27 protein-coding genes are annotated in these 26,273 nt (G+C 67.0%); 17 read left to right on the plus strand and 10 right to left on the minus strand.

Annotation, left to right across the window (positions count from 1 at the left end; translation table 11 throughout):
• Window positions 1-91: 91 nt before the first annotated feature.
• The 6 genes from FIU85_RS17305 to FIU85_RS17330 form a co-directional block, all read right to left on the minus strand.
• Window positions 92-1,075, minus strand: coding sequence for an NAD(P)H-quinone oxidoreductase (locus FIU85_RS17305; RefSeq protein WP_152497771.1), 984 nt, complete (start codon window positions 1,073-1,075; stop codon window positions 92-94).
• Between the two features lie 106 nt (window positions 1,076-1,181).
• Window positions 1,182-1,925 (minus strand): proteasome-type protease, encoded by a 744-nt coding sequence (locus FIU85_RS17310; RefSeq protein WP_172978910.1) that lies wholly within the window; start codon window positions 1,923-1,925, stop codon window positions 1,182-1,184.
• Window positions 1,926-1,937: 12 nt separating this feature from the next.
• Window positions 1,938-2,735 carry a transglutaminase family protein gene (locus FIU85_RS17315; RefSeq protein ID WP_152497772.1) on the minus strand — a complete coding sequence of 266 codons (798 nt, stop codon included), beginning with the start codon at window positions 2,733-2,735 and terminating at the stop codon, window positions 1,938-1,940.
• A gap of 4 nt (window positions 2,736-2,739) precedes the next feature.
• Window positions 2,740-3,681 (minus strand): alpha-E domain-containing protein, encoded by a 942-nt coding sequence (locus tag FIU85_RS17320; protein WP_152497773.1) that lies wholly within the window; start codon window positions 3,679-3,681, stop codon window positions 2,740-2,742.
• 1 nt (window position 3,682) lies between these two features.
• On the minus strand, window positions 3,683-5,107 hold the full coding sequence (locus FIU85_RS17325) for a circularly permuted type 2 ATP-grasp protein (protein ID WP_152497774.1): 1,425 nt from the start codon (window positions 5,105-5,107) through the stop codon (window positions 3,683-3,685).
• 120 nt (window positions 5,108-5,227) lie between these two features.
• Window positions 5,228-6,142: a LysR family transcriptional regulator gene (locus tag FIU85_RS17330; protein ID WP_152497775.1), complete on the minus strand. Its 915-nt coding sequence runs from the start codon at window positions 6,140-6,142 to the stop codon at window positions 5,228-5,230.
• A 113-nt stretch (window positions 6,143-6,255) separates the two neighbouring features.
• Here FIU85_RS17330 and FIU85_RS17335 point away from each other — a divergent pair, with 113 nt between their 5' ends.
• The 3 genes from FIU85_RS17335 to FIU85_RS17345 are packed head-to-tail and all read left to right on the plus strand — an operon-like array spanning window position 6,256 to window position 8,781.
• The gene (locus FIU85_RS17335; protein WP_152497776.1) at window positions 6,256-7,188 is read left to right on the plus strand and encodes a ring-cleaving dioxygenase; all 933 of its coding nucleotides are present in this window, start codon (window positions 6,256-6,258) and stop codon (window positions 7,186-7,188) included.
• 4 nt (window positions 7,189-7,192) lie between these two features.
• Window positions 7,193-7,795: an alpha/beta hydrolase gene (locus FIU85_RS17340; protein WP_152497777.1), complete on the plus strand. Its 603-nt coding sequence runs from the start codon at window positions 7,193-7,195 to the stop codon at window positions 7,793-7,795.
• 14 nt (window positions 7,796-7,809) lie between these two features.
• Entirely contained in the window at window positions 7,810-8,781 is a 972-nt protein-coding gene (locus FIU85_RS17345) for a pirin family protein (protein WP_152497778.1), read from the plus strand.
• 301 nt (window positions 8,782-9,082) lie between these two features.
• On the opposite strand, the gene FIU85_RS17350 is transcribed toward FIU85_RS17345, so the two are convergent.
• Together FIU85_RS17350 and FIU85_RS17355 are read right to left on the minus strand one after the other, a co-directional pair.
• A complete protein-coding gene (locus tag FIU85_RS17350) occupies window positions 9,083-10,426 on the minus strand; it encodes a YihY family inner membrane protein (RefSeq protein WP_152497779.1) in 1,344 nt (447 codons plus the stop codon).
• A 160-nt stretch (window positions 10,427-10,586) separates the two neighbouring features.
• Window positions 10,587-12,182 carry a GMC family oxidoreductase gene (locus FIU85_RS17355; protein WP_152497780.1) on the minus strand — a complete coding sequence of 532 codons (1,596 nt, stop codon included), beginning with the start codon at window positions 12,180-12,182 and terminating at the stop codon, window positions 10,587-10,589.
• Window positions 12,183-12,287: 105 nt separating this feature from the next.
• On the opposite strand from FIU85_RS17355, the gene FIU85_RS17360 reads away from it, so the two are divergent.
• From FIU85_RS17360 to FIU85_RS17390, 7 genes are all read left to right on the plus strand, one after another.
• The gene (locus FIU85_RS17360; RefSeq protein ID WP_152493146.1) at window positions 12,288-13,520 is read left to right on the plus strand and encodes a TRAP transporter substrate-binding protein; all 1,233 of its coding nucleotides are present in this window, start codon (window positions 12,288-12,290) and stop codon (window positions 13,518-13,520) included.
• Window positions 13,521-13,623: 103 nt separating this feature from the next.
• A complete protein-coding gene (locus FIU85_RS17365) occupies window positions 13,624-14,292 on the plus strand; it encodes a TRAP transporter small permease (protein WP_152497781.1) in 669 nt (222 codons plus the stop codon).
• A complete protein-coding gene (locus FIU85_RS17370; RefSeq protein ID WP_152497782.1) occupies window positions 14,292-15,650 on the plus strand; it encodes a TRAP transporter large permease in 1,359 nt (452 codons plus the stop codon). Before FIU85_RS17365 ends, FIU85_RS17370 begins: the two co-directional genes overlap by 1 nt.
• A 12-nt stretch (window positions 15,651-15,662) precedes the next feature.
• Window positions 15,663-16,436, plus strand: a complete 774-nt coding sequence (locus FIU85_RS17375; protein WP_152497783.1) for an IclR family transcriptional regulator — start codon at window positions 15,663-15,665, stop codon at window positions 16,434-16,436.
• 16 nt (window positions 16,437-16,452) lie between these two features.
• Window positions 16,453-17,760, plus strand: coding sequence for a histidinol dehydrogenase (hisD, locus tag FIU85_RS17380; RefSeq protein WP_152497784.1), 1,308 nt, complete (start codon window positions 16,453-16,455; stop codon window positions 17,758-17,760).
• A complete protein-coding gene (locus FIU85_RS17385; protein ID WP_152497785.1) occupies window positions 17,753-18,514 on the plus strand; it encodes an SDR family NAD(P)-dependent oxidoreductase in 762 nt (253 codons plus the stop codon). Before hisD ends, FIU85_RS17385 begins: the two co-directional genes overlap by 8 nt.
• Complete coding sequence (locus FIU85_RS17390) at window positions 18,511-19,482, plus strand: zinc-binding dehydrogenase (protein ID WP_152497786.1); 972 nt, start codon at window positions 18,511-18,513, stop codon at window positions 19,480-19,482. Before FIU85_RS17385 ends, FIU85_RS17390 begins: the two co-directional genes overlap by 4 nt.
• 1 nt (window position 19,483) lies before the next feature.
• Here the strand turns inward: FIU85_RS17390 and FIU85_RS17395 are convergent, their stop codons facing one another.
• Both FIU85_RS17395 and FIU85_RS17400 read right to left on the minus strand, forming a co-directional pair.
• Window positions 19,484-19,891, minus strand: coding sequence for a rhodanese-like domain-containing protein (locus tag FIU85_RS17395; protein WP_152497787.1), 408 nt, complete (start codon window positions 19,889-19,891; stop codon window positions 19,484-19,486).
• A gap of 25 nt (window positions 19,892-19,916) precedes the next feature.
• Window positions 19,917-20,138, minus strand: coding sequence for a hypothetical protein (locus FIU85_RS17400; protein ID WP_152497788.1), 222 nt, complete (start codon window positions 20,136-20,138; stop codon window positions 19,917-19,919).
• A 136-nt stretch (window positions 20,139-20,274) separates the two neighbouring features.
• On the opposite strand from FIU85_RS17400, the gene FIU85_RS17405 reads away from it, so the two are divergent.
• The 7 genes from FIU85_RS17405 to FIU85_RS17435 all read left to right on the plus strand — a co-directional run bounded on the left by FIU85_RS17405 (window position 20,275) and on the right by FIU85_RS17435 (window position 26,067).
• Window positions 20,275-21,198 (plus strand): hypothetical protein, encoded by a 924-nt coding sequence (locus FIU85_RS17405; protein WP_152497789.1) that lies wholly within the window; start codon window positions 20,275-20,277, stop codon window positions 21,196-21,198.
• A 138-nt stretch (window positions 21,199-21,336) separates the two neighbouring features.
• Entirely contained in the window at window positions 21,337-22,290 is a 954-nt protein-coding gene (locus FIU85_RS17410; protein ID WP_254702936.1) for a MoxR family ATPase, read from the plus strand.
• The gene (locus FIU85_RS17415; protein WP_152497790.1) at window positions 22,287-23,189 is read left to right on the plus strand and encodes a DUF58 domain-containing protein; all 903 of its coding nucleotides are present in this window, start codon (window positions 22,287-22,289) and stop codon (window positions 23,187-23,189) included. The genes FIU85_RS17410 and FIU85_RS17415 overlap by 4 nt, the downstream gene beginning before the upstream one ends.
• Window positions 23,186-23,548: a hypothetical protein gene (locus FIU85_RS17420; RefSeq protein WP_152497791.1), complete on the plus strand. Its 363-nt coding sequence runs from the start codon at window positions 23,186-23,188 to the stop codon at window positions 23,546-23,548. The genes FIU85_RS17415 and FIU85_RS17420 overlap by 4 nt, the downstream gene beginning before the upstream one ends.
• On the plus strand, window positions 23,541-24,506 hold the full coding sequence (locus tag FIU85_RS17425) for a VWA domain-containing protein (protein ID WP_152497792.1): 966 nt from the start codon (window positions 23,541-23,543) through the stop codon (window positions 24,504-24,506). Before FIU85_RS17420 ends, FIU85_RS17425 begins: the two co-directional genes overlap by 8 nt.
• Window positions 24,503-25,396, plus strand: coding sequence for a VWA domain-containing protein (locus FIU85_RS17430; RefSeq protein ID WP_152497793.1), 894 nt, complete (start codon window positions 24,503-24,505; stop codon window positions 25,394-25,396). The genes FIU85_RS17425 and FIU85_RS17430 overlap by 4 nt, the downstream gene beginning before the upstream one ends.
• Window positions 25,393-26,067 carry a hypothetical protein gene (locus tag FIU85_RS17435; RefSeq protein WP_152497794.1) on the plus strand — a complete coding sequence of 225 codons (675 nt, stop codon included), beginning with the start codon at window positions 25,393-25,395 and terminating at the stop codon, window positions 26,065-26,067. Before FIU85_RS17430 ends, FIU85_RS17435 begins: the two co-directional genes overlap by 4 nt.
• The last annotated feature ends 206 nt before the right edge of the window (window positions 26,068-26,273 follow it).

Below are 26,273 nucleotides of genomic sequence, written 5' to 3' on the forward strand. Positions count from 1 at the left end.
GGGCGCGGTGCAAAAGTCTCTTGAAGACTTTTGCCAGGACTTTTTCTGCAAAAGTCCTGGCCGGTCCGACGCGACTCAGGTGCGACGGGACTCAGGGGCGCAGGAGGATCTTGCCGCGGTGGGTGGCGGATTCCATCAAGGCGTGCGCCGCCGCCGCTTCCTCGAACGGGAAGACCTTGTGGGTGTAGGTGCCGACCGTGCCCTCGGCCAGAAGCGGCCAGACTTTTTCCAGGAGGTCCTGCGCCACGCGGGTCTTGAACGTGTCGGGGCGCGAGCGCAGGGTCGAGCCGGTATAGGTGAGCCGCTTGAGCATCACCGGCATCAGGTCGATTTCCATCTTCGAGCCGCCGTTGAACGCGAGTTGCACGATGCGGGCGTCGGCATGGGCGGCTTTGATGTTGCGGGCCACGTAATCGCCGCCGATGATGTCGAGGATGAGATTGGCGCCGCCCGCTTCGCGGACGATCGGCACGAAATCCTCGGTCTTGAAGTCGATGGCGCGTTCGGCGCCGAGTTCGGTGACATAGTCGATGTCATCCTTGCCGGTGCAGGTGGTGAAGACGCGGCAATCCAGGGCGCGGCCAAGCTGGATCGCGGTGGAGCCGATCCCGCCCGCGCCGCCATGGACGAGCAGGAGGTCTTTGGGGGCCGGGGGCCTGTCGAGAAAGAGGTTGGACCAAACGGTAAAGTAGGTCTCGCAGATACCCGCCGCATCGGTGGTGTCCATGCCCTTGGGGATGGGCAGGCAATGGGTGGCGTCGACGGCCACGTACTCGGCATAGCCGCCGCCATTGGTGAGGCCGCAGATCGCGTCGCCCACGGCCCAGCCCGAGACGCTGTCGCCGACGGCGGCCACTTCGCCCGAGACTTCGAGCCCCAGGAGGTCGGAGGCGCCCTTGGGCGGCGGGTAATGCCCCCGGCGCTGGACAAGGTCGGGGCCGTTGACGCCCGTGGCGGTGACCTTGATGAGCACTTCGGACGGCGCGGGGGCGGGAACGGGGCGTTCGCCCACCTCCAGCACGTCGGGTTTGCCGGGTTCGCGCATTTCCACGGTTTTCATCGTCTCGGGCAGCATATGGGTCGTCCTTTTCCTGTCGTTGACCCTGAATGTGCATTTAATGCGGGGGGTTTCAACCGGATTGGCCGGGGCGGTGGGTTTTCACCCACCCTACGTGACGCGGCTAGCCGAGGTCCGACAGCTTGACGTCGGGCAGGCTGTCGAGGGCGTTCTTCAGCGCCTCGCCCCAGCCCTTGGAGACGGCCTCGAACCAGGGGCTGTCGGCCTCTATCCGGCCGGTCTGGCCGATGGTCAAGCTGTCGGTTTCGTAGATGTGGAAATCGAACGGCGCGCCGACGGTCAGGTTGGCCTTGAGCGTGGAGTCGAAGCTGACCAGCAGAAGCTTCATCGCGGCCTCGAAGCTGAGGTCGGGATCGAAGGCGCGCACCAGGATGGGGCGGCCATACTTGGTTTCGCCCATCTGGAAGAAGGGGGTGTCGTCGCCGGCTTCGATGAAGTTGCCCTCGGGGTAGATCAGGAACAGGCGCGGCGGGCTGCCGGCGATCTGGCCGCCCAGCATGATGGTGGCGTTGAACGTGCCTTCCGCGCGCTGGCCTGACTCACCGGTGCGTTCGATCACCTCGCGCAGGGTGTCGGCCACCATGCGAGCGGCCTGGAACAGCGAGGGGACGCCCAGCAGGGACGGTGTGCGGTCACCGGGGGACTTGGAGCGCTCGTCCAGCAGGCTGATCACCGACTGCGTGGTGGCGAGGTTGCCGGCGGAGAGAAGCGTGATGACGCGGTCGCCGGGGCTTTCCCAGGTGGTCAGCTTCTTGAAGGTCGAGATATTGTCCAGCCCGGCATTGGTGCGGGTGTCCGACATGAACACGAGGCCCCGGTCGAGAACCATTCCCACGCAATATGTCATGCCCGTCCTTCGCTATTGTTGGATGACGTCGATCTCGACCTCGAGGCGTTCCTCGGGGCCGCCGATTCTGGTGCCTGTGATGGGCGCAGCATCCGCGTAATCGAGACCCGTTGCAACGCGGACGTAGCGTGTGTCGGGGGAAATTCCGTTGGATATGTCGAAGCCAACCCACCCCAGCGCCTCGACATGCGCCTCGGCCCAGGCGTGCATCGCGTCCTGGGCGGTGCGGTCGTCGAGCATGAGATAGCCCGAGACGTAGCGGGCGGGAAAGCCCATGGCGCGGGCGCAGGCCAGAAAGATGTGGGTATGGTCCTGGCAGACGCCCTTGCCGTGGCTGATCGCGTCCTCGGCGGACCAGCTGGGCTCGGACGCGCCGACCTGGAAGGCCACGCTGTCGCGGATCGTCTTGCTGAGCGCGTGCAGGCGGTCGAGCGGGTCGGGCTCGTCGACCTTGCGGATGAGGGCGCGGGCGCCGGACTTGGCCTCGGTGCGCTTGGTGGCCTGTTCGTAGAGCCAGAGCGGCGCGGGGCCCAGGTGCCGGCCCAGCACGCCGCTGACATCCTCGAGCACCACTTCGCCCTGGCTGGTGACGGTCAGTTCGGTGGTGTCGCGGTCGAAGCTGATGAGTTCGACCGCGTTGTTGTGGTGGTCGGTGAAGTCCGCCTCCTTGCGGCCGTTCTCGATGCTGGTGGACCAGGTCAGGATCTGCTGGGCGCGCGTGGTCTTGGGCGTTTTGCGCAGCTGTTGCAGGCCATAGGTCACGGGGCCGGAAAAGCGGTAGCGCGTGATGTGCTTTATGTGCAGGTGCATGGGGTCACTCATAGAAGCGGTACTCGCGCTCGATCTCCTGCGCCAGGTCGGCGAGCAGGGCGATGATCTCGGTGATGTATTCGTGCAGGCCGTAGTCGAAGATCGCATCGACCTCGTGGGCGAGGTACTTGCGGTTGATGAAGTCGAGCTTTTTCATGGCGTCCGACGGGTGCGCGTTGCCGGCATTGAGGCTGCGCAGGTTTTCCTGAAGCTGGGCGGCGCAAAAAGCGAGGCTGCGCGGCAGGCGTTGGTCGAGGATCAGGAAATGGGTGATGTCGCGCGGGCCGGAATCGGCGCCGTATTCCATGCGGAAGCCGCCGCGCGCGGCGACCGAGCGCAGGATGGTTTCCCATTGCACGTTGTCGAGCGCGGAGCCTACGGCACGGGCCGAGGGCAGCAGGACGTAGTATTTCACGTCGAGGATGCGCGCGGTGTTGTCGGCGCGTTCGAGGAACGTGCCGAGCCGGGCGAAATCGTAGCGTTCGCCGCGCAGCATGGTGCCGTGGGTCATGCCGCGCACCAGCGAGGTGTTCTGGCGCAGGGTGCGCAGGCAGCCGGGCAGGTCGCGTTCGGCCACCTGGCGGCCAAGGTTTTCCTGGGCGTTCATGTAGGCGCTGTTGATCGCCTCCCACATGTCGCCGGTGAGCGCGGTGCGCACCAGGCGCGCGTTCTGCCGCGCGGCGCAGATGCAGGAATAGACCGACGAGGCGTTGCCGCGGTCGCGCAGCAGCCAGTTGATCGCGGCCTCTTTGGTGACCTCGCCGCGGGCCGCCTCGAAGGCGGGCCAGACGCCGGCGGATTGAAGTACCGAGCGCCATTCCGACGCGCTGTCGCCCAGGCGGGTCAGCGCGATGCGCTGGCCGGTCTCGATCAGGCGGGCGGTATTTTCGGCCCGTTCGAGGTAGCGGAAGAGCCAGAAGAGGCCGTTTGCGGTTTTGCCCAGCATGTCAGTCCTCCAGCACCCAGGTGTCCTTGGTGCCGCCGCCCTGCGACGAGTTCACCACCAGCGAGCCTTTCTTGAGCGCCACGCGTGTCAGGCCGCCGGGCGTGATCTGGATGCCATCGGGATTGACCAGCACGAAGGGGCGCAGGTCGACGTGCCGCGGGCTGAGGCCCTTGGCGGTGAAGGTCGGCACCGTGGACAGGCTGAGCGTGGGCTGGGCGATGTAGTTCGAGGGCTTGGCGTCGAGCTTTTTCGCGAAGTCGGCGATTTCCTTTTTCGACGCGGCGGGGCCGACGAGCATTCCGTAGCCGCCGGAACCGTGAACCTCTTTCACCACCAGTTCGGCGAGGTGTTCGCGGACATAGGCCAGGTCGTCGGCATCCGAGCAGCGCCAGGTGGGGACGTTGGGCAGAAGCGGCTGTTCGCCGGTGTAGAATTCGACGATGTCGGGCATGTAGGAGTAGATCGCCTTGTCGTCGGCGATGCCGGTGCCCGGCGCGTTGGCGATGGTGATGCCGCCCGCGCGGTAGACATCCATGATGCCCGCGACGCCCAACTGGCTGTCGGGGTTGAAGTTGAGCGGATCGAGAAAGTCGTCGTCGACGCGGCGATAGAGCACGTCGATGGGCGTGTAGCCGCGCGTGGTGCGCATGGCGACGCGGCCGTCGACCACGCGCAGATCGTTGCCTTCGACCAGTTCGACGCCCATCTGGTCGGCCAGGAAGGCATGTTCGAAATAGGCGGAATTGTAGATGCCGGGGGTCAGAACGGCCACCACGGGCGCGTCCTTGGTAATTTCGGGCGCGCAGGCGGCGAGCGAGCGGCGCAGGTTGGTGGGATAGTTCTGCACCGGCTGGACGCGGTTGCGCGAAAACAGCTCGGGGAACATCTGGAGCATGGTTTCGCGGTTTTCCAGCATGTAGCTGACACCCGAGGGGGTGCGGGCGTTGTCCTCGAGCACGAAGAAGTCGCCGGGGCCGGTGCGGACCACGTCGATGCCGACGATGTGGGTGTAGACGCCGCCCGGCGGTTCGACCCCGATCATATGGGGCAGGAAGGCCTCGTTGCGGGCGATCATCTCGGCGGGTAGGCGGCCGGCCTTCACGATTTCCTGCTTGTGATAGATGTCGTGCAGGAAGGCGTTGATCGCGCGGACGCGCTGTTCGATGCCGCGCGACAGCTTGTACCATTCGTTGCCCGACAGGATGCGCGGGATGATGTCGAAGGGAATGAGCCGCTCCTCAGCCTCGGCGCGGCCGTAGACGTTGAAGGTGATGCCGGTCAGGCGAAAGAGATCCTCGGCCTCGCGCTGCTTGGCGCGCAGGCGGGCGGGGTCCTCGGCGTCGAACCATTGGTGGAACGTGGCATAGGGATCGCGCAGGGTTTGCGACGTGCCCCACATTTCGTCGAAGAAAGGGTCTGATGACATGTTCACCTCCGGCGTTTCATAGAAGCAGGCGGACGCGGGGCTGGCAAGATAGACAGTTGCCGGGGGCTGAGCGGGCTTGGCTAAGGCGCCGGAACTGCTGGATTTTTGTGCAGGGCCTTCTCAGGCGAAGCGGAAGAAGACGGGTGCCGTGCGGCGGATGTAGTCTTCGAAGAAGGTGGTGAAGGTGGCCACCAGCGGGGGAAATGCCTCGTAGGGCGGGTAAAAGAGCGTGAGCCAGAGCGGGCTGACCTGCCAGTCGGGCAAAAGGATCGTGACCTCGCCCGCCGCCAGATCGTCGGCCACGAGGAAGTCGGGCAGCACGGTGATGCCCTGGCCCAGGCGGGCCACCTGGCAGAGCAGGTCGCCGTTGTTGGTGATCAGGCGGCTGCCCGCCTGGACGGAGCGGTTGGCCCCGTCGCGGGTGAACTCCCACGTCTCGGGCGTGGCTGTGGCGCTGTAGGACAGGCACAGGTCGCGCGGCAGGTCGGCGGGATCGGTGGGCGGCGTGGTGCCCGCAAAGAGGGAGGGGGCGGCGACGGCGTGGCGGGGCACCTCGCAGATCTTGCGCCAGATGGTGGATTTGTCGGACGGAGGCCCGGAGATGCGGATCGACAGGTCATAGGGGTCTTCGATGATGTCGACGAAACGGTCGGTCAGGGTGACGTTGAGGTCGATCCGGGGATAGGCGTCGCGGAAGGCGGCGATCAGGCCCGGCATCAGGCGCAGGCCCAGCGACATGGGCGCGTTGAGGCGCAGGCGGCCGGCGTCGGGGTGGGCGGCGTGCATCAGCGCGTCGGTGGTGGCGTCGAGTTCCGCCAGAAGGGGGCGGTAGCGGGCGGCCACCACGGCGCCGGCATCGGTGAGCGAGACCTTGCGGGTGGTGCGCAGAAGGAGTTGCTGGCCAAGGCTGTCTTCCAGTTTTGCCACGATGCGCGTGACGCTGGAGGGGGTCATGTCGAGCGCGCGGGCAGCGGCGGCAAAGCTGCGGCGTTCGGCCACTTCGAGGAAGACGCGGATGGGTTTGATATCCTGCATGACGCTATTATTGCATCATGCGCAATAGTCTATGCAAGTTTGTTGCTATTCTCATGCGAGGGTCATTGCCCCAGATTGCACGGTAACAGTTCCTCAACCGAAAAGGCGACAGGATGATTACCGAGATCAAGGGCCTGCATCACGTGACGTCGATGGCGGGCGATGCGAATGACAACAACGCTTTCTTTACCAGGGTGCTGGGATTGCGCCGGGTGAAGATCACGGTGAATTTCGACGCGCCGGAGGTGTATCACCTGTATTTCGGCGACGAGGTGGGCACGCCGGGGGCGGTGATGACGACCTTCCCATTCGGCCAGATGCCGCGCGGCACGCGGGGCGTGGGCGAAGTGGGCGTGACCGAGTTTGCCGTGCCGCATGGCGCGCTGGGCTATTGGAAAGAGCGACTGGCGGCGGCGGGCGTGACCGGGCTGGCCGAGGGCGAGGCCTTTGGCGAGAAGCGTCTGAGCTTTGATGGGCCGGATGGCGACGGTTTCGCGCTGGTGGAGACGGATGTGCGCGGGCGGACGCCCTGGACGGGGGCGGACGTGCCGGAAACTGCCGCGATCCTGGGCTTTCATGGCGCGCGGTTTGCGCTGCGGGATGCGGATGCGACGGGCGAGTTGTTGCGCTTCATGGGGTATCAGAAGATGGACACCGAAGGCGACCTGACGCGGTACGTGGTCGAGGGCGGCAATGCGGCCGACACGATCGACCTGCTGGAGGCGCCGAGCGCAAAGGCGGCGCATCAAGGCGCGGGATCGGTGCACCATATCGCGTTTTCGGTCGAGGACCGCGCGACGCAGCTCGCTGTGCGCAAGCGGCTGGTGGACACAGGGTACGACGTGACGCCGGTGATCGACCGTGACTATTTCTGGTCGATCTATTTCCGCACGCCGGGCGGTGTGCTGTTCGAGGTCGCGACCAACGAGCCGGGGTTCGACCGGGACGAGGATACGGCGAACCTGGGTTCGGCGCTGAAACTGCCGGACCGCTACGAGCCGCACCGCGCCAAGATCGAGGCGCATCTGCCGAAGCTGGTGGAGTAAGGCGATGGCGCTGGATCTTTACCATGCGAAAACGCGGGCGCCCGATGTGGGCGCGCCGCTGGTCTTTGCCTTTCACGGCACGGGCGGGGACGAGACGCAGTTCTTCGACCTCGTGCGGCAGGTGAACCCCGGGGCGGGTATCGTTTCGCCCCGGGGCGACGTGTCGGAGCACGGCGCGGCGCGGTTTTTCCGGCGCACGGATGAGGGCGTTTATGACATGGACGACCTTGCGCGGCGCACGCAAGCGATGGTGCGCTTCGTGGAGGCGCGGAAGGCAGAGCATCCGGGCATCAAAACATATGGCTTCGGCTATTCCAACGGGGCGAATATACTGGCCTCGGTCGTGATGGCGCGGCCGGATCTGTTCGACCGGGTGGGTCTGCTGCATCCGCTGATCCCGTGGGCGCCGGAGGCTGTCGCGGGGCTGGACGGGCGACATGTGCTTGTCACGGCGGGGCGGCACGATCCGATCTGTCCCTGGCCGCTGAGTGCGCGGCTGATAGAGTGGCTGGCGGCGCAGGGCGCGGAAATCGAGACGGTGATCCATGACGGCGGGCACGAGATACGGCCCGAGGAAGTGAAGGCGCTGGCGCGCCACTTGACCTGAGACAGGAGAGCGAGATGAGCTGGAATCCGACGCAGAACCCCGATTGCCCCGATGCCGCGGGACTGGATGGCATAGAGACGCTGATCATCCCGCGGGCGCGGGATCTGGGCGGTTTCGAGGTGCGGCGCGCGTTGCCGAGCCCGGAGCGGCAGATGGTCGGCCCGTTCATCTTTTTCGACCAGATGGGGCCCGCAGAGTTCATCACCGAAGGCGGGATCGACGTGCGGCCGCATCCGCATATCGGGCTGGGGACGGTGACGTATGTCTATCAGGGCGAGTTCGAGCATCGCGACAGCCTGGGCACGCACCAGATGATCTATCCCGGCGAGGTGAACTGGATGCTGGCGGGGCAGGGTGTGACCCATTCCGAGCGCACCAGCGCGGAGACGCGGGGCACGCGGCATAACCTCTTCGGGATCCAGACGTGGATCGCGCTGCCCGAGGACCGCGAGGACATGGCGCCGGATTTCGAGCATCACAAGGAGGCGGCGCTGCCGTTTTTGAATGATGGCGGGGCGGAGGTGCGGCTGATCCTGGGCACGGGATGGGGCGAGAGAAGCCCGGTGACGATGCAATCCGAGATCTTCTATGCCGATGCCGTGCTGGCGCCGGGCGCGGCGTTTCCGTTGCCGGACGAGCACGAGGACCGGGGGCTTTACGTGACGCAAGGCAGCGTGGAGATCGCGGGCGAGGTGTTCGAGGCGGGCCGGATGATGGTGTTCCGGCCGGGCGACCGGATGAGCGTCAAGGCGGGGCCGCAAGGCGCGCGGGTGATGGCGCTGGGCGGTGAGACGTTCAACGGGCCAAGGTATATCTGGTGGAATTTCGTGTCGTCGGACATCGAGAAGATCGAGGCGGCGAAAAAGGCCTGGAAGGCCGCCGATTGGGATGGCGGGCCGTTCAGGCTGCCGCCGGGAGACACCGACGAGTTCATTCCGATCACGGACGACATGGAGCGGATGAAGGTGAAGCGGCCCAAGGGGTAGGCGCGGGACGGGAGCCGCGAGGTCCCGGATCGGGTCCGGGACGGGTGGACTGGGGTGTGGTGGGGTGGAACCCCACCCTACAATGCGTGGATCGCGTGGAATCAAGGGCCTTCAGGCCCGCCACGCGATCGTCCGCTGACCGAAAGGCGATTGCACGCAATCGCCGAAAGGGGGGCCGCCCAGACGGGCTGGCGATATGGGGCATGTTGAAGTTCAGACCAAGGCGTGCGCGGATAAAGCAGGAATAAAGTGCGCCGTCACACCGTTGGCTCGCCATCCCGCGGTCCGGCGATCGCGTGTCTCAGTAGAGCTTGATCGCGCCGGAGGTGTTGTCGGTGCCGGGGTCGCGACCGGCGATGACGGAGGCGATGGGCTGGTCGAGGATGTCGTCCTCGGCCTTGCGCAGGCGGGCCAGCAGGTCGGGCAGGGTGCCGGTCGACTCGATCACCTGGGACAGCGAGGGGCGGCCGGAGAGGTCCCGCACGCCGCCGAGGCTGAGGCCGATGTCGTGGGCCAGTTCGGCCACGCTGACGCGGTGCAAATCGCGTGCGAGGCACAGCTTGGCGTCTTCGGTTTCGACGATGTAATTGGCGTCGAGCAGGGCCTGGAGCACGGAATCGCGGGCCAGGACCGGCACGGCCTCGGCCAGGTCGTCGGGGGGCAGGGACTTGCCCTCGGGCGCCTTGCGCGCCAATGCCGCCAGAAGGGCCACCGCCACTTCGAGCGTTTCGGCGGGGCTGAGTTCCTCGCCCGAGAGCGCGTCGCGCCGGCGCCACCAGTCGGGGAAGGAGGCGGCCAGCAGGGCGCCGAGGATGATCACCGTCCAGGACGAGTAGACCCAGAGCAGGAAGATCGGAAAGATGGCGACCGCGCCGTAGACGGTGGAATAGGTCGAGGAGGAGGTGACGAAGGTGTTGAACCCCCATTGCAGCACCTGGAAGGCCACCGCGGCGAAGGCGCCGCCGATGACGGCATTGCGGATGCGCACCTGCACCGCGGGCACGACGCAGTAGAGCAGGGTGAAGACGATCGTGGTGTTGACCAGCGCCAGCACCTTGCGCGGCCAGTCGGCCCGCAGCTGGACGGCGGGGATGTAGCCCGCGTCCCGTGCCCAGTCCTGGAGCGGGCGCATCATGTCGGTGGTCAGGGTGAAGCTGGCCCCGATCAGCAGCGGCCCCATCGTCAGCACCGCCCAGAAGGTTAGCAGGCGGACCACCAGCGGCCGGGGCCGGGAGACGCGCCAGACCTGGTTCAGCGTGGCCTCGATGGTCGACAGCAAAAGCACCGCCGTGACCGGGAGGGCGATGATGCCGGCGACGGTCAGGTCGCTGGCATTGCTGGTGAAATCCGAGATGTAGGTGCGCACGTCCGAGCCGACCTCGGGAACGAGGATGCCGAAGAACATTTCCTGCATCCGGATCTTGACCGGGTCGAAGGCGGGAAAGCCCGAGAGCACGGCGAAGGCGATGACGAGAAGCGGCACGAGGGCCAGCAGGGTGGAGTAGGTCAGCGCGCCGGCGGCCTGACCCAGGCCGTCGCTGACGAAGCGGCGCATCGTGTAGTAGAGGAAACTGCCGATATCCGAGACGATTCCGAGGAAACGGGTCTCGCGCCAGTAGTCCAGTCGGGATTTCTTCTCTGCCATGTCAGGGTGATAGCATAGGCCGGACGGAGCGTCTTTCAAACCGGCGCGGCTTGCCGAGGGTTTTCGGCAGGCGTGGGATTTTGGGCACCCGTGGGGTATGCGTGTCGCGGTGCGCGTGGGTTTTCACCCACCAAAGGTGGGTTGTCACCCACCCTACGGGTCAGGCGTCTTCCAGCACGAGGTCGGCGCATTTCTCTCCGATCATGATGGCGGGGGCGTTGGTGTTGCCGGAGACGATTTCGGGCATGATCGAGCAATCGGCCACGCGCAGGCCCGTAAGCCCATGCACGCGCAGGCGGGCGTCGACCACGGCCTGCGGGTCGTCGCCCATCTTGCAGGTGCCGGTGGGGTGATAGATCGAGACCGAGTGGTTGCGCGCCCAGTCGAGCGTGGCGGCGTCGTCGTTCATCGGCAGATCGGCGTTGGGGCGGAATTCCTCGGCGATCTTGGTGGACAAGGGCGCGTGGCGGGCGATGCGGCGGGCGATCTTGACGCCTTCGGTGAGGGTGCGGCAGTCGAGATCGGTCGAGAGGTAATGCGGGTGGATCTTGGGATAGGTCTTGGGGTCGGGACCATCAAGGCGGATCTCGCCCCGGCTTTCGGGGCGCAGCTGGCAGACCGACATGGTGAAGGCCGAGAACGGGTGCACGCCCGCGCCGGGGCTGTCGGCGGACCAGGGCTGGACGTGGAACTGGATGTCGGGGGTGTCCACGTCGGGGCGGGTTTTCAGGAAGCCGGTGGCGAGGCTGGCGGCCATGGTCATCGGCCCGGCGCGGAAGAGCGCGTATTTGAGCGCGATGCGGGCTTGCGAGGCGAGGCTGCGCACCTCGTCATTCAGGGTGGGTTCGTTGCATTTGAACACCAGCCGCGCCTGCAGGTGGTCCTGGAGATTGCGGCCCACGCCGGGCAGGGCGTGGTGCGGCCTGATGCCGTTCTGCCGGAGGTGCTCGGGGTCGCCCAGGCCTGACAGCATGAGGATCTGCGGGCTATTGATGGCGCCGCCCGATAGGATCACTTCGCGGTTCGCGCCGATGGTCTGAAGCTGGCCGCGCTTGTCGCGGTATTCGACGCCGGTGACGCGCTTGCCGTCGATCAGCACGCGGGTGACCTGGGCGTTTGTGACGATCCTGAGGTTCTTGCGGTCGCGGATGGGGCGCAAGTAGGCCACGGCGGCGCTGCACCGGCGGCCGTTGCGGGTGGTGAGCTGGAAGTAGCCCACGCCCTCCTGGTCTTCGCCATTGTAATCGGGGTTGAAGGGGTAGCCTGCGGTCTGGGCGGCGGCGACCCAGGCGTCGCAGATGGGGCGCTGGATGCGCATGTTGGAGACCGAGAGCGGGCCGGCGTCGCCGTGATGCGCGTCGGCGCCGCGCTCGTTGTTCTCGGCCCGTTTGAAGAGGGGCAGAACGTCGTCCCAGCCCCAGCCGGTGTTGCCCATCTGGCGCCAGCGGTCGTAATCCTGCGGCTGGCCGCGCACGTAGAGAAGCCCGTTGAGCGAGGACGACCCGCCCAGCACCTTGCCGCGCGGCCAGTCGATGGCGCGGCCGTTGAGACCGGGGTCGGGCTCGGTCTTGTAGCACCAGTCGACGGTGGGATTGTGCATCGTCTTGAAGTAGCCGACCGGGATGTGAATCCACGGATTGCGGTCTGGCGGGCCCGCTTCGAGCAGGGTGACGCGCACCTTGGGGTCCTTGCTGAGCCGGTTGGCCACGACGCAGCCCGCAGAGCCCGCGCCGACGATCACGTAATCGGTATCCACCAGTTTTCCTCCCGCTTCTCAAAAAAACTCTATGCAGAACGGGAAAGCTATTCTAGTCTTTTTTGAAACGTTACGTCTCAAAAGTTGTCAAAATGGGAGGATTAAATGGCAATTTATGACCGAGTGAAGGGCGTTTCGCGCCGGGATTTTTTCAAGATAGCAGGCACTTACGGCATGAGTTCGACGCTCATGGCGGCGGGGGCCTTTGGTGGTGCAATGACGGCGGCGAACCTGGCGCGTGCGGCGGAATCGACCTATGAGAAGCGATTCTCGAAGGAGGCGAAGCACACGCTGAAACTGGGGGCGGCGGGGTTCAACCCGCAGAACCTGCTGATCGAACGGGCGGGCGTGCTGGACTTTGCCCGCGACCTGGAGAGCCGGACGGACGGGGAGATCCGGATCGAGTTCATCGGCAACAACCAGATCTGCAACCAGCTGTCCTGCGTGGAGAAAACGCAGCAGGGCATCACCGACATGTACGCGGCCTCGACCCAGAACTCGGCCGGGGGCGCGCCTTATCTGAACGTGCTGGACTATGCCTATATGTTCCGCAGCCGGGCGGACCAGTATTATTTCCTCTATCACCCGAAAAGCGTGGAAATCCTACGGGACCCGCTGGAGAAGCGGCACGGGCTGAAGTTCCTGTTCAGCCACGCGGAGCTGCGCGGCATCCAGTTGGGCCTGTCGTGGGAGGACAAGCCGACGGTGACCAAGCTGGAGGAGATCTTCGGCACCAAGAACCGTGTCACGGGCACGCAGCTGGGGCGGATCGCGATGGAAGCGCTGAACCTGAACCCGGTGCCGATCGCGTGGGAGGAAACGCTGGACGGTCTGAAGCAGGGCCTGATCGACGGGGCCGAGACCTGGGCCTCGGCGGTGGCCTATGCCAACATGTCGCCGGTCGTAAGCCAGTGCGTGGACCTGAAGTTCTTCTGCGGGACAGAGCACACGGCGATGAGCGCGTCGGTCTTCGACGGCCTGGACGGCGCGTTGCAGGACGCTGTGATGGAATCGGCGTATTACGCGCAATCCTACGTGCAGGCGGCGAACGAGGCCGCGCTGGTCAACACGGTGGGCTTCAGCCATCCTCACCAGGGCCCCGACACGATCTTTGCACAGAACAACGTGCGGGTCGCGGCGCTGCCGGACGAGGAGATCAAGAAGGCCGAGGAAATGTGCAGCCCCGAGTTCCAGCCGCAGCTGTGGGAACAGTGGCGCGAGCGGCTGAACCAGTGGTCGGGCGGTCTGGATACCTACCAGGAGATCTATGACACCGTGCGCGAGCATGACGTGACTCTGGCCGAGAATGTCGAGCCGCGCCGCTGGTGGAAAGGCTGACGCTTTCATAGACATCATGGTGCCGGCCCCTTCAAACGGGGGCCGGTAGCAACCAGTCCGAGACCGGCGGAGCACGCCGGCGCAACGACAATGGGAGGATGCCATGTCGATCATGACCGACGTGGGAGAGATTTTTTCGGCCGTCGCGTCGAACGATGCGTGGATGATCCGGGAATCGCTGCAATCGAATGCCGCATGGTACTTGGGCACGGTCGTGGCGCTGGTGGGCGGGCTGGCGCTGGCGGCGATGTACCGCGCGCTGCCCTTCGTCGAGCGGCACCTTGAGCGCACGATCATGGTGGTGGCCTACCTGGCGGTGGCGCTGATCATCTTCTGGGGGGTGATCGACCGCTTCGTCTTTTCCAGCCAGCTGCCGTGGTCGACGACGATCCCGCCCTTGCTGTTCATGATCATGGCGTGGTTCGGGGCGACGTATAACGTGGCCCTGCGCACCCATCTGAGCTTTGCGGAGTTCCGCAGCCGGATGCCGCGGAGCGGACAGTTCGCCTGCCTGATGCTGGACGCGGTGCTGTGGTTCGTCTTTGCCGTCATCGTGATGGTCACCACGGCGCGGGCCGCCGCGCTGTCGGCGTCGAATTTCCAGATCGTGCTGGGCACGGACAACACGCTGCAATGGTGGTTCCTGATCACCGCGCCGATCGCGTTCCTGCTGATGGCGGCGCGGACGTTCCAGAACCTTTTCGAGGATATTTCCAATTGGCGCTCGGGGCGGCCGCTGATCAAGCAGGCCGTGATCGGTGGAGATGTGTGATGACCGACGGGACCCTGATTACGCTGATTTCACTGGGCGTGACGTTCCTGTTCATGCTGGGTGTGCCTGTGTTCCTGGTGATCGCCTATTGGGTGATCGGGTGCAGTTTCGTGCTGGACCTGACGTTGGACAACCTGGGCGCGGAATTGCTGAACGTGTTCAACAAGGGGTTCGCCCTGCTGGCGATGCCGCTGTTCATCCTGACCGGCGACCTGATCAACAAGTCGGGGATTGCGCGAAGGCTGTCTGACTTTGCCTATGCCTGTCTGGGCTGGTTGCGAGGGGGTCTCGCCATGGCGAGCCTTGGGGCGTGCGGGCTGTTTGCCGCGATTTCGGGCTCGAACTCGGCCACGACGGCCACGATCGGGTCGATGCTGCATCCCGAGATGGTCAAGGGTGGCTATGACGAGCGGTTCAGTGCGGCGACGGCGGCGGCGGGCGGCACGGTCGGGATCATCATCCCGCCGTCGATCATCTTCATCGTCTACGGCTTCCTGATGAACCTGCCGATTTCGGACCTGTTCGTGGCGGGGATCCTGCCCGGCGCGCTGATGGTCATCGGGATGCAGTTCGCCTGTTGGATCATCTGCCGGATGAATGGCTGGGGCTACCTGATCCCGCTGCAACTGAACCGGGTTCTGAAAACCGCGTTCGGGGCCTGGCTGGGGTTCTTTGCCATCGGGCTGGTGCTGTGGGGCATTTATACCGGCAAGTTTTCCCCGACCGAGGCGGCGGGCGTGACGGTGGGCTTTTGCATCATCGCGGGGCTGCTGAGCTGGGTGGTGAGCCGCATGTTCCGCCTCGACGGGACGAAGCCTTGGAACGAGAAATCGTACCTGTCGATGCTGGTGGTCGAAGGCTTCACCATCCCCGAGATCCCCGGTATCGTGATGCGCTCGGCGCAGATCACGGGCATCCTGGCGCCGCTGATCGCCATCTCGGTGGTGATGCAGCAGATCCTGTCGCTGCTGGGCGCGCAGGTTGTGATCGGCGATTTCCTGACCTCGATGGGGGGCTATTATCCGGTCCTGTTCACCGCGATGCTGATCGTGTTCTTTTCCGGCATGATCCTGGAATCGCTGCCGGTCACGATCATCCTGGCGCCCATTCTTGCGCCGATTGCGGCCAGCGTGGGCGTCGATCCGGTGCATTTCTCGGTGATCTTCCTGGTGGGGGCGTCCATCGGGTTCATCACTCCGCCCTATGGTCTTAACCTTTATGTGGCGTCGGGGGTGACGGGGGTGCCATACTTCAGACTGCTGAAGTATACTGTGCCGTATCTCATTGCCTTGATCAGCGTGTGGGTTCTTGTCTCGCTGGTGCCCGACCTGGCCTTGGCGCTGTTGCCGAACAGGTAGGAAAGATGTGACATGCCCGACGACCAGTCCAAGGACGGAAAATACCTGATCCCCACCAACCTGCGCCTGCTGGTGCTGCTGGAAGAGGTGGCGAAGGCGGGTGTGCCGGTGGCGCCGTCGACGATGGTGGCCGCCCTCGGCCTGCCGAAGCCGACGGTGCATCGGTTGCTGGCCACCGCCGAGGCGGAAGGGTATTTGCAGCGCGACGTGGACGGGCGGTCGTTCGGGCCGGGCAAGCGGCTGCGGACGCTGTCGATCAACACGCTGTCTTCGCAGCGCATCCGCACCGAGCGGCTGATGATCATGAAGGCCCTGGCCGAGGATGTGGGCGAGACCTGCAACCTGGCAGCACCCGGGCGCTATGGGATGGTATACCTGGACCGGGTCGAGACGCATTGGCCGCTGCGCATCCAGTTGCCGGTGGGCACGCAGGTGCCGTTCAACTGCACCGCGAGCGGCAAGATGTACCTGTCGTCGCTGCGCACCGACAAGCTGGCGCGGCTGTTGCAGAACCTGGAGATGCCGCGCCGGACCGGGCGGTCGCTGACCGACCCCGACGCGCTGATGGCCGAACTGGCGCGCATCCGCGAGCGGAATTATTCCACCGACAACGAGGAGTTCATGGACGACATGACCGCCGTGGCGGTGCCGATAAGGGATGACCAGAACCGGCTGGTGACCACGCTGTCGCTGCATTCGCCCGTCCAGCGGCGCAACCTGCCGGATTTGGAGGAGTATTTGCCACGCCTGCGAGAGGCGGCGCGGCAGTTGGAAGAGTTGATCTGAAGGAGGGCCAGCCGGCATGGCGCGGGAGTATCTGAAAAAGGCGAAACTGACCTCGCGCTCGGGGGCGTCGGATGTCCATGCGACGGTGCAGGGCATCCTGGACGCTATCGAGGCGGGTGGCGACGCCGCCGCGCTGGAATACGCACGGAAGTTCGACCAGTACGAGGGCAGTATCCTGTTGTCGGATGCCGAGATCGAGGCCGCCTGCGCGCTGGTGCCGGAAAAGCTGAAGGCCGATATCCGGTTTTCGCATGACAACGTGCGGCGCTTTGCCGAGCGGCAGAAGGCTACTGTGGCGGACGTGGAGCTGGAGGTGGTGCCGGGGCTGATCGCGGGGCAGAAGGCGATCCCGGTGGATGCCGCCGGATGCTATGTGCCGGGCGGGCGGTACAGCCATATCGCCAGTGCCATCATGACGGTGACCACGGCCAAGGTCGCCGGGTGCAAGCATATCGCCGCGTGCAGCCCGCCGCGCCCCGGCGTGGGCGTGGCCCCGGCGATCATTTATGCCGCGCATATCTGCGGGGCGGACAAGATCATGGCGATGGGCGGCGTGCAGGGGGTGGCGGCGATGACCTTCGGCCTGTTCGGCCTGCCGCCGGCGAATATCCTGGTGGGGCCTGGCAACCAGTTCGTGGCCGAGGCCAAGCGGATACTATTCGGTCGCGTGGGGATCGACATGATCGCGGGGCCGACGGACAGTCTGATATTGGCGGACGGCAGTGCCGACGCGCATATCGTGGCGACGGACTTGGTCAGCCAGGCGGAGCATGGGTATAACAGCCCGGTGTGGCTGGTGACCGATGACCGGGCGCTGGCCGAGGCGGTGATGGACGCGGTGCCGAAGCTGATCGACGACCTGCCGGCGGTGAATTGCGAGAACGCCACGGCGGCGTGGCGCGACTATGCCGAGGTGATCGTCTGTGCCAACCGCGAGGAGATGGCGGCCTGTTCGGACGAATATGCGCCCGAGCACCTGACGGTGCAGGCCGAGGATCTGGATTGGTGGCTGGAGCGGCTGACCTGTTACGGGTCCTTGTTCCTGGGCGAGGAGACGACCGTGAGTTACGGCGACAAGGCGGCGGGGACGAACCACGTTCTGCCGACCTCGGGGGCGGCGCGTTACACGGGTGGGCTGAGCGTGCACAAATACATGAAGATCGTGACCTGGCAGCGGGCGACGCGCGAAGGCTCGAAGCCCGTGGCGCAGGCCACCGCGCGGATTTCCCGGCTGGAGGGCATGGAAGGCCACGCGCGCGCGGCGGATGCGCGGCTGGCCAAGTATTTCCCCGGCGAGAATTTCGACCTGAGCGCGGATGGCTGACCCGGCCCGCCTGTTCGATCTGAGCGGGCGGGTGGCGTGCGTCACCGGGGCCAGCTCGGGGCTGGGGCAACGGGCTGCGGAGGTGCTGGCCGCCGCTGGCGCGAAGGTCGTGGGCGTGGCGCGGCGAGAGACGCGCTTGGCGGAGTGGGCCGGACGCGTTGGAAATGCTGCGGCCTATGTCGTGGGCGACGTGGCGGAGCGCGAGGGCTTGCCCGATTTGGTGGCGAAGGTGTCCGCGCCGTTCGGGGCGCCGGATATCGTGGTGCACGCGGCGGGGGTGAACACGCGGCAGGCGGCGGATGACGTGACGGCGCAAGGCTGGGACGCGACGCTGGCGCTGAACCTGAGCGCGCCGTTTTTCCTGAGCCGGGCGCTGGTGCCGGCGATGAAGGAGAAAGGCTGGGGCCGGATCGTGAATTTCGCCTCGTTGCAGACGACGCGGGCTTTTCCCGGCGGCATCGCCTATGGTGCGACGAAGGGTGGAATCGCGCAGTTGACGCGGGCGATGGCCGAGGCGTGGTCGGGCCACGGGATCACGGCGAACGCCATCGGGCCGGGATTCTTCCCGACCGAGCTGACGCAGGCCGTCTTTGGCGACGAGGCGCGGGCGGCACGCAACGCGGGGCAGACCTGTATCGGGCGCAACGGGCGGCTGGAGGATATCGACGGGCCGGTCCTGTTCCTGTGCTCGGATGCAAGTGCATATGTCACCGGGCAGGTCCTGATGGTGGACGGGGGGTTTACCGCGAAATGAAGGCATTGATCTATGACGCGCCCGAGCGGCTGGGGTTTCGCGAGGTGCCGGAGCCGGTGGCGGGCGCGGGTGAGCACCTGATACGGATCGAGGCGGTGGGGATCTGCGGCTCGGACATGCACGCCTATCTGGGACATGACGACCGGCGGCCCGCGCCGCTGATCCTGGGGCACGAGGCGGCGGGGGTGATCGTGGAGGGGCCCGACGCGGGGCGGCGGGTCACGATCAATCCGCTGGTGACCTGCGGGGAGTGCGCCGCCTGCATGGCGGGGCGCGAGAACCTGTGCGAGGCGCGGCAGATCATCTCGATGCCGCCGAGGGACGGCGCGTTCGCGCAGTTCGTGGCGATGCCGGAGCGCAGCCTTGTCACCGTGCCGGAGGGTGTGCCGCTGGACCGCGCCGCGCTGGCGGAGCCCCTGGCGGTGAGTTGGCACGCGGTCAGGCTGGCGCTGCAGGTTGTTCCGGGCCCCGACCGGGCTCTGGTGCTGGGCGGCGGGGCCATCGGGCTGGCCGCGGCGCTGGCCCTGACGGCGATGGGGGTGCCGGGCGTGACGGTGGTGGAGCCGAACGCGTCGCGGCGGGATTTCCTGGCCGGTGTGTGCAGGGACCATGTCGTGGCCGAGGCCGACGGCCTGTTCGATATCGTGGTGGATGCCGTCGGCTATGCCGCGACGCGCAAGGTGGCGTCGGCGCGGGCGCGGCCGGGCGGGGTGATCGCGCATGTGGGTTTGGGCGAGGATACGGGCGGCCTCGATATCCGGCGGATGACCTTGCAGGAGATCACGTTCATCGGGACCTATACCTATACCGACCAGGATTTCCGTGACACGGCGCAGGCGCTGTTCGACGGGCGGCTGGGGAGGCTGGAGTGGTTCGAGACGCGGGGCCTCGGCGAGGGTGCTGCGGCGTTTGCCGACCTGCGGGCGGGCAAGGTGGCCGCGCCGAAGATCGTTCTAAAGCCTTGGTAGGTCAGGTTTTATTGTCTTCGGGGTATTCGACCGGGCCGCCCTGGTCGGCCCAGGTGGAGAAGCCTTCGCGCAGGTGCGACGCCTGAAACCCCATGTCCTGAAGCGTGGCGGTGGCCAGTGCCGAGCGCCAGCCGGAGGCGCAGTGCAGCACGTAGCGCTTGCCCGGCTGGGCGAAGACATCGCGGTGATAGGGGCTATCGGGATCGACCCAGAATTCGAGCATCCCGCGCGGCGCGTGGACGCTGCCGGGGATGAACCCGCTGCGCTGGCGTTCGCGTACGTCACGGATATCGACGATGACGACGTCCGGGTCGTCCAGCGCCGCGATGAGGTCGGGTGTCTCGACTTCGTCGATGCGGGCGCGGGCGTCGGCGACCATCTGGGCGGCGGTGGTCCTGAGTTGGGTCATCAAAGCTCCTTCGGGGGCGGGGCGGTCAGGCGCTGGGGCGCGCGTCGAGCCAGGCGATCTGGTCGCGAATGAAATGCGGGTCGGTTTCCATGCGGATGAACACCGCCGTCAGGGCGGCGACCGCCGCGGGCATCTCATCCTCGGGGTTGGCGTCGGGCATGAGGATTTCGCGAGACCCGTCGGGCGCGACTGTCAGCGCGAACGTGTTCGCCGGGATCATCGTGCCGGTTTTGGAATGCTCTGGCATCGCTGTCTCCTTTTCAGGGGAAAAGGGATATGCCTTGAGCGACGGGTTGTCAAAATCCGTGCCCTGTCCTGCGGTTGGCGGGATTTGTGGAAACGATCCCGCGACTGGCCTATGTTGCGCGATCAGGGGAGGTGCCATGCGCATCATTCGACTTGCACTCATGCTGATCTTTGCCGGGCTGGCCGCGCAGGCGGACCAGCGCGAGGATTACCTGGACATGGCGCGGCGCGGCTGGAGTTACGAGCTGCGCACCACGATGATCGGGCGGGACATGGCGATCCCGGTCAGGATCAACGGGCGCGACATGGCAGGCGCCGCCCTGTGCGTGGTGGGCGAGAAGCCGCACGCCGAGACCCGCGCGGTGCTGACCGCGTTCCGGGGGTTGATCGGCGAGGTCTACGGCAAGCCGCTGCCGATGCGGTTCGCCGGCGCGACCGCACAGGGCTGCGGCGCGGGGCGGGTGGTTCTGCTGCGGCTGTATTCGGGGCGGCCGCCGAACCGGGCGCTGTCGGCCGACGTGGCGTGGATGAACAGCGCCTTCGGGCTGGGCCTGCCCCGGGGGCGGGACTATGCGGCGATGTCGCCGGCGATGGCGCAGACGTTTTTTGGGCATTTGGGCCAAGTCACGCATATCATGGTCAAGCAGCCGGGGCCGTCGACGCCGGGCAACCTGGAGCGGAAGTTCTATCGCTCGATCCTGGTGGAAGAGCTGTACCAGTCCTTCACCTTCGGGATGGATGTGCTAAAATTCGACCGCGACGCGCGGTTCGTGTCGAAATTGCAGGAATTCCCGGTGAACATGGGCCGGATGCCGTGGAGTTCGCGCGGGTTCATGCGGGCGATCCTGGGGTCGAACCCGGTGGGGCTGTGCCGGTTCGACGTCTTCATGCTGCACGCGGTGGCGCAGTCGCCGGGGGCGCAGACCAATGCGCCGGAGTTCATCGAGTTCATAGACGCCAATTACGAGCGGCTGGACGCGCTGAGCGCGGAGAGCTTTGCCGACGCGCGGTTCGCGCCGCTGATGGACCCCGATTGCGCGGCGGACCGGACGGTGCGGTAGGACCGTGGGCGGCGGCGGTTACGACTTTCGGTTAGGTAGGCGGCGACAGGCCGCTTGGCCTAGCGTTAACGGCATGTGTCGCGCGGCGGGAGAGACCGCGCGGCGCTGGTAAACGTCCGTGTTTCGGGAGGGCAGGATGTGCTGAAAGACGCCGGCCAGCGCGATATCGCGTCTTTGTTGCAGCAATTGGGAGATGGGCTGATCGGGCATGAGCGCCTGATCGAGCGGATGACGATCGCGCTGTTGACCGGGGGGCACCTGCTGGTGGAAGGCGCGCCGGGGCTGGCCAAGACGCGGGCGGTGAAATGCCTGGCGCGGGCGGTGGAAGGCTCGTTCGCGCGCATCCAGTGCACGCCCGACCTGATGCCCGCCGACCTGACCGGCACGCCGGTCTACAAGCCGGGCGATGGCAGTTTCGAGTTCGTCAAAGGGCCGGTGTTTCATAACCTGGTGTTGGTGGACGAGATCAACCGGGCGCCGCCCAAGGTGCAGTCGGCGCTGCTGGAGGCGATGGGCGAGGGGCAGGTCACCGCGGGAAGCGAGACGCACGGCCTGCCCGATCCGTTCCTTGTGGTGGCGACGCAGAACCCGATAGAGCACGAGGGGACGTTTCCCTTGCCCGAGGCGCAGCTGGATCGGTTCCTGCTGCACGTGGTGCTGGACTTGCCGGATATCGAGACCGAGCGGGCGATCCTGAACCTCGTCGAGGCCGAGACCCATGGCGAGGCGGTGCTTTCGGACGCGACGATCAGCCAGCAGAGCCTGAAGGACGCGCGGAAGGCGGTGGCGGATGTGCACCTGGCCGCGGAGCTGCGCGACTATATCGTGCGGCTGGTGATGGCGACGCGGGGCGGCGAGCTGGCCGGGGATATCCAGCACGCGGTGTCGCCGCGCGGCACGCTGGCGCTGGCGGCCTCGGCGCGGGCGCGGGCGTTCCTGAAGGGCCGCGATCATGCGCTGCCCGAGGACGTGGCGGCGTTGGCGCCCGACGCGCTGGCGCACCGGATGGTGCTGAGCTGGCGGGCGATGGCCGAGGGGCGGCGCGCGCGGGACGTGGTGGCGGAGATCGTCAAAGCGGTGGAGCCGCTGTGAGTGCCGCGCTGGAGCAGCCGGGGGTCCGGCTTGCCGCCGGGGACCTGATTGCGCTGCGCGCCCATGCGTTGACCGGGCCGGGCGGGGCGGAGCAATGCGCCACGCTGCCGGGCGGTCATGCGACGCGGGTCAAGGGGCAGGGGATCGAGGTGGCGGATATCCGGGATTACCTGCCCGGCGACGACATCCGGCATCTGGACCGGGCCAGCACGGCGCGGACCGGCAAGCTGCATGTGCGGCAGTTCCAGGCGGAGCGGGACCGGGTGCGCTACCTGGTGGCGGATATGCGCAGCGAGATGCTGTGGGGGCTGCGGCGGGCGCTGTTGTCGGTCGCGGCTGCCGAGGCGCTGGTGTTGGATGCCTGGCCGCTGGTCGAAGAGGGCGGGCGCGTCGGCCTGCTGGCGGTGACGGACCGGGACGTGACGGTGGTGCCGCCGAGGGGTCGTATCCGCGGGATGCTGGACGTGATCGGCGGGCTGGTCGAGGCCCACGCCCGGGCGCTGGAGGACGCGGTGCGCGACAAGGGGGCGACCGGCGGGGCGCTGTCACTGGACCGCGCGTTGCACCGGCTGGAGCGGCTGGCACCGTCGGGGTCGGAGATCGTGATCGCCTCGGGCTTCGATGCACCGGGCGAGGAGCTGGTGAAGGTTTTGGACGGGTTGGGGCAAAGGCGGGGGATCCGGCTGCTGCTGGTGTCCAACACCGACGCGTTGCCGGCGGGACGCTACCCGGTACGGCTGGCCGACGGGCGACGGGCGAATTTGCGGATCGGTGTGAATGACGCGGTGCCGACGATGGTGAGGATCGCGGGGCGCGAGGCGCTGGTGGTGGATGCGGGCGCCGACCCGAGGGAGACTGCGCGCGTGTTGATCCGCTATCACGATGAGCACGCGGCATGAGTGGGGAACCCCTGTCGGAGGCGGCGATGCGCGACAGCCTGCTGGACATCCGGTTGCCACCGGGGGGCGCGTTGGAGGCCGTGGCGGATGTGCTGGTGTCGGCGGGGCTGGCGGGGTGTGCTGCGCTGGCGGTGGTGGGCCTGTTACGGCTGGCGTTCATGCGACGGCGCGGTGCCGCGAGACCGGGGCTTGACGCGCGGATCGCCGCGTTGGCGGAGTTGCCCGAGGATGCGCGGCGGGTGGGCTTGCTGCATTTGCTGAGGGAGGTGGCGCCGGAGCGGTATGATGCGCTGCGCCCCAACCTGTATCGGCGGGACGCGGAGATCGACGTGGAGGCGGAGGTCAGGGCGCATGTTTGAGCTGGCCCAGCCGCTGGCGCTGCTGTTGCTGCCGCTGCCGTGGCTGGTGCAGCGGTACGTGGCGGCGCGAAGCGTGGGCGGCCGCGCGCTGGTGCTGCCGCGCCGGGTGGGCGAGGAGTTGGTGGCACGTGCGCGACGTGGTGGCGCGGGCGTGGCGGGAGTGCCGCTGCGTGACGGCGCGTTGTGGCTGGCGTGGGCGTTGCTGGTGGTGGCGCTGAGCGGTCCGAGGGACCTGGCGCCGGTGTCGGCGCTGAAGGTGTCGGGGCGGGACCTGGCGATCGCGCTGGACCTGTCCGGCTCGATGGTGCGGGACGATTTCGACCTGGACGGCCGGCAGGTGACGCGGCTTGAGGCGGTCCAGACCGTGGGCGCGGAATTCGCGCGGCGGCGGGGCGGCGACCGGCTGGCGCTGATCGTGTTCGGATCGGAAGCCTATTACGCGACGCCCTTCACCTTCGACATCGAGGCGGTGGCGCAGGAGATCGAATCCTCGGTGATCGGGATCTCGGGGCGGGCGACGAATATCTCGGACGGGCTGGGACTGGCGCTGAAGCGGATGAGCGAGAGCGAGGCGGCGAGCAAGGTGGTGATCCTGCTGTCGGACGGGGTGAACAATGCGGGCGCGACGAAGCCCTTGGGCGTGGCGGAACTGGCCGCCGATATGGGTGTGCGGGTGCATACGATCGCGCTGGGGCCGAAGGACCTGGAGAGTGCCGAGGAGGGCGAGCGCGGCGTGGTCGACGCGCGGACCTTGCGGGCGATTGCGGAGGTGTCGGGCGGCGAGAGTTTCCGGGTGCGCACGACGGAGGATCTGCAAGAGGTGGCCGAGGCGCTGGACCGGCTGGAGGCCAATGACAGCGACGGGCTGGCGGCCGAGGTCTATCGCGATTACTGGCCGTGGCCCGCCGCGGCGGCGGCGTTGCTGTGCCTCTTCGTGATCGCGAGGGACCCGGCATGAGCCTGGACGTGACATTGCTGCGGCCCCTGTGGCTGCTGGCGCTGCCGGTGCTGGCGGGGCTGGCGTGGTGGTTGTGGTCGCGGCGGCAGGGGCTGGGCGACTGGCAGCGGGCGGCGGATCCGGGGATGATCCGCGCGATGGCGGCGCTGGGCCGGGTCGAGGCGCAGCCGGGGCGGTCGGGCCTCTGGGCCGGGATGGCAGTGCTGGTGATCGCGGTGCTGGCACTGGCCGGCCCGGCAGTGGAGCGGCGGGACACGCCAAGCTTTCGCAACCTCGACGGGGTGCTGTTCGTGGTCGATGCCTCGGCCAGCGTGACGGAGGACGCCCGCTGGCCGCGGATGCAGGCGCTGGGCCGGTTCGGGCTGGCCAGCCTGGGAACGCGGCCCGGTGGGATCGTGGTTTACGGCGGGGATGCGTATCTGGCCACCGGCATGACGCTGGATCACGTGCAGCTGGGGCAGACCTTTTCGCTGATCGGGCCGGAGCTGGTGCCGGACCCCGGCACGCGGCCCGAACGGGCACTGGCGCTGGCGGTGGCGCGGCTGGAGGAGGCCGAGATCATCGCGGGCGACGTGGTGCTGTTCACCGATGGGGCGGGGCTGGGGCCGGAGAGTTTGCGGCTGGCGGCAACGCTGGCGGAGATGGGCGCGCGGCTGTCGGTGGTGGGGATGGGCGATGATCCGGCGTTCGGGACCCATGCGCAGGCGGGTGGGGGGCAGGTCTTTGGCGTTGATGATGGCGAGGCGCTGGCGGACATGCTGGGGCAGGACATGGCGGCGCGGCTGGAGCGGCAGGACTATCCGCTGATCTTCTGGAGCGACATGGGGCGGTACCTGCTGCTGCTGGCCGGTGTGCCGATGCTCTTGATGTTCCGCAGGCAGGGCGCATGAGGGGGCTGGCGCTGATCACGGCGGTGTTCCTGCTGGCGGGAGGGGCTCTTGGCGGTGCGGCGTCGCTGGGGCGCGTGCTCTTGGCGGTGGGGCTGCCGGGCTGGGCGGCGGAGGTGTTTCAGGCGCCGGAGTGGCAGGGTGTGGCGCTGTTCCGGGCCGGGGAGTTTGGCATGGCGGCGGAGGCGTTCGCGGCGGCGGGAGAGGAGTACAACCGGGGCAACGCGCTGGCCTTTGCGGGGGAATATGCGCGGGCGTTGGAGGCCTATGATCTGGCCATTACCGCGGGCGACCCGCGGGCGCGGGCGAATTTCGACGTGGTCGCGGCCTATTACGCGGGGCTGGCGATCGACCCCGAGGCGCTTGACCTGCTGCCCGAGCGCAAGCGGGGTCCGACGGCGGAGGCCGAGGTGGGCCAGGGCGACGCGCGCGCGGCGGGGACCGGGGACGGGGTCAGCAATACCGGCGCGGTTCTTGGCATGGCGGAGCTGGAGAGCCGCGGCAAGCTGGGGGTGCGGCGGGTGTTCAAGGACTATTTCATGGTGGCCGACGAGCGTTGGCTGTTGCAGCTGGAGGACGTGCCGGGCGAGTTCATGGCCGAGCGGATCCTGCAGGAGCACAAGCGGCGCGACAAGCTGGGGCTGTCGCCGCCAGAGCCGGAGGACCCGCGATGAGGGGGATCTTGCAGGCGACACGAGAGCTGTTGCGCGCGGCGGCGGGAGGTCCCGGATCGGGTCCGGGACGGGGGAAAGGAAGTGCGGCGCGCATGTTCCTCGCGGGCTTGGCCGGGTGGATCTGTCGGCACCTGTGGCGGTGGCGCGCGAGAGGTCCCGGATCAAGTCCGGGACGGCGGGGTAGTGTCATGGGGCGCGTGTTTTTT

Source organism: Roseovarius sp. THAF8 (genome assembly GCF_009363735.1).
Classification (GTDB): Bacteria; Pseudomonadota; Alphaproteobacteria; order Rhodobacterales; family Rhodobacteraceae; genus Roseovarius.

What these genes read in the sequence shown, in the direction of transcription:
- FIU85_RS17305 (WP_152497771.1), bottom strand. Translation starts at nt 1,075, where the DNA reads ATGCTGCCCGAGACGATGAAAACCGTGGAAATGCGCGAACCCGGCAAA.
- FIU85_RS17310 (WP_172978910.1), bottom strand. Translation starts at nt 1,925, where the DNA reads ATGACATATTGCGTGGGAATGGTTCTCGACCGGGGCCTCGTGTTCATG.
- FIU85_RS17315 (WP_152497772.1), bottom strand. Translation starts at nt 2,735, where the DNA reads ATGCACCTGCACATAAAGCACATCACGCGCTACCGCTTTTCCGGCCCC.
- FIU85_RS17320 (WP_152497773.1), bottom strand. Translation starts at nt 3,681, where the DNA reads ATGCTGGGCAAAACCGCAAACGGCCTCTTCTGGCTCTTCCGCTACCTC.
- FIU85_RS17325 (WP_152497774.1), bottom strand. Translation starts at nt 5,107, where the DNA reads ATGTCATCAGACCCTTTCTTCGACGAAATGTGGGGCACGTCGCAAACC.
- FIU85_RS17330 (WP_152497775.1), bottom strand. Translation starts at nt 6,142, where the DNA reads ATGCAGGATATCAAACCCATCCGCGTCTTCCTCGAAGTGGCCGAACGC.
- FIU85_RS17335 (WP_152497776.1), top strand. Translation starts at nt 6,256, where the DNA reads ATGATTACCGAGATCAAGGGCCTGCATCACGTGACGTCGATGGCGGGC.
- FIU85_RS17340 (WP_152497777.1), top strand. Translation starts at nt 7,193, where the DNA reads ATGGCGCTGGATCTTTACCATGCGAAAACGCGGGCGCCCGATGTGGGC.
- FIU85_RS17345 (WP_152497778.1), top strand. Translation starts at nt 7,810, where the DNA reads ATGAGCTGGAATCCGACGCAGAACCCCGATTGCCCCGATGCCGCGGGA.
- FIU85_RS17350 (WP_152497779.1), bottom strand. Translation starts at nt 10,426, where the DNA reads ATGGCAGAGAAGAAATCCCGACTGGACTACTGGCGCGAGACCCGTTTC.
- FIU85_RS17360 (WP_152493146.1), top strand. Translation starts at nt 12,288, where the DNA reads ATGGCAATTTATGACCGAGTGAAGGGCGTTTCGCGCCGGGATTTTTTC.
- FIU85_RS17365 (WP_152497781.1), top strand. Translation starts at nt 13,624, where the DNA reads ATGTCGATCATGACCGACGTGGGAGAGATTTTTTCGGCCGTCGCGTCG.
- FIU85_RS17370 (WP_152497782.1), top strand. Translation starts at nt 14,292, where the DNA reads ATGACCGACGGGACCCTGATTACGCTGATTTCACTGGGCGTGACGTTC.
- FIU85_RS17375 (WP_152497783.1), top strand. Translation starts at nt 15,663, where the DNA reads ATGCCCGACGACCAGTCCAAGGACGGAAAATACCTGATCCCCACCAAC.
- hisD (WP_152497784.1), top strand. Translation starts at nt 16,453, where the DNA reads ATGGCGCGGGAGTATCTGAAAAAGGCGAAACTGACCTCGCGCTCGGGG.
- FIU85_RS17385 (WP_152497785.1), top strand. Translation starts at nt 17,753, where the DNA reads ATGGCTGACCCGGCCCGCCTGTTCGATCTGAGCGGGCGGGTGGCGTGC.
- FIU85_RS17390 (WP_152497786.1), top strand. Translation starts at nt 18,511, where the DNA reads ATGAAGGCATTGATCTATGACGCGCCCGAGCGGCTGGGGTTTCGCGAG.
- FIU85_RS17395 (WP_152497787.1), bottom strand. Translation starts at nt 19,891, where the DNA reads ATGACCCAACTCAGGACCACCGCCGCCCAGATGGTCGCCGACGCCCGC.
- FIU85_RS17400 (WP_152497788.1), bottom strand. Translation starts at nt 20,138, where the DNA reads ATGCCAGAGCATTCCAAAACCGGCACGATGATCCCGGCGAACACGTTC.
- FIU85_RS17405 (WP_152497789.1), top strand. Translation starts at nt 20,275, where the DNA reads ATGCGCATCATTCGACTTGCACTCATGCTGATCTTTGCCGGGCTGGCC.
- FIU85_RS17420 (WP_152497791.1), top strand. Translation starts at nt 23,186, where the DNA reads ATGAGTGGGGAACCCCTGTCGGAGGCGGCGATGCGCGACAGCCTGCTG.
- FIU85_RS17425 (WP_152497792.1), top strand. Translation starts at nt 23,541, where the DNA reads ATGTTTGAGCTGGCCCAGCCGCTGGCGCTGCTGTTGCTGCCGCTGCCG.
- FIU85_RS17430 (WP_152497793.1), top strand. Translation starts at nt 24,503, where the DNA reads ATGAGCCTGGACGTGACATTGCTGCGGCCCCTGTGGCTGCTGGCGCTG.
- FIU85_RS17435 (WP_152497794.1), top strand. Translation starts at nt 25,393, where the DNA reads ATGAGGGGGCTGGCGCTGATCACGGCGGTGTTCCTGCTGGCGGGAGGG.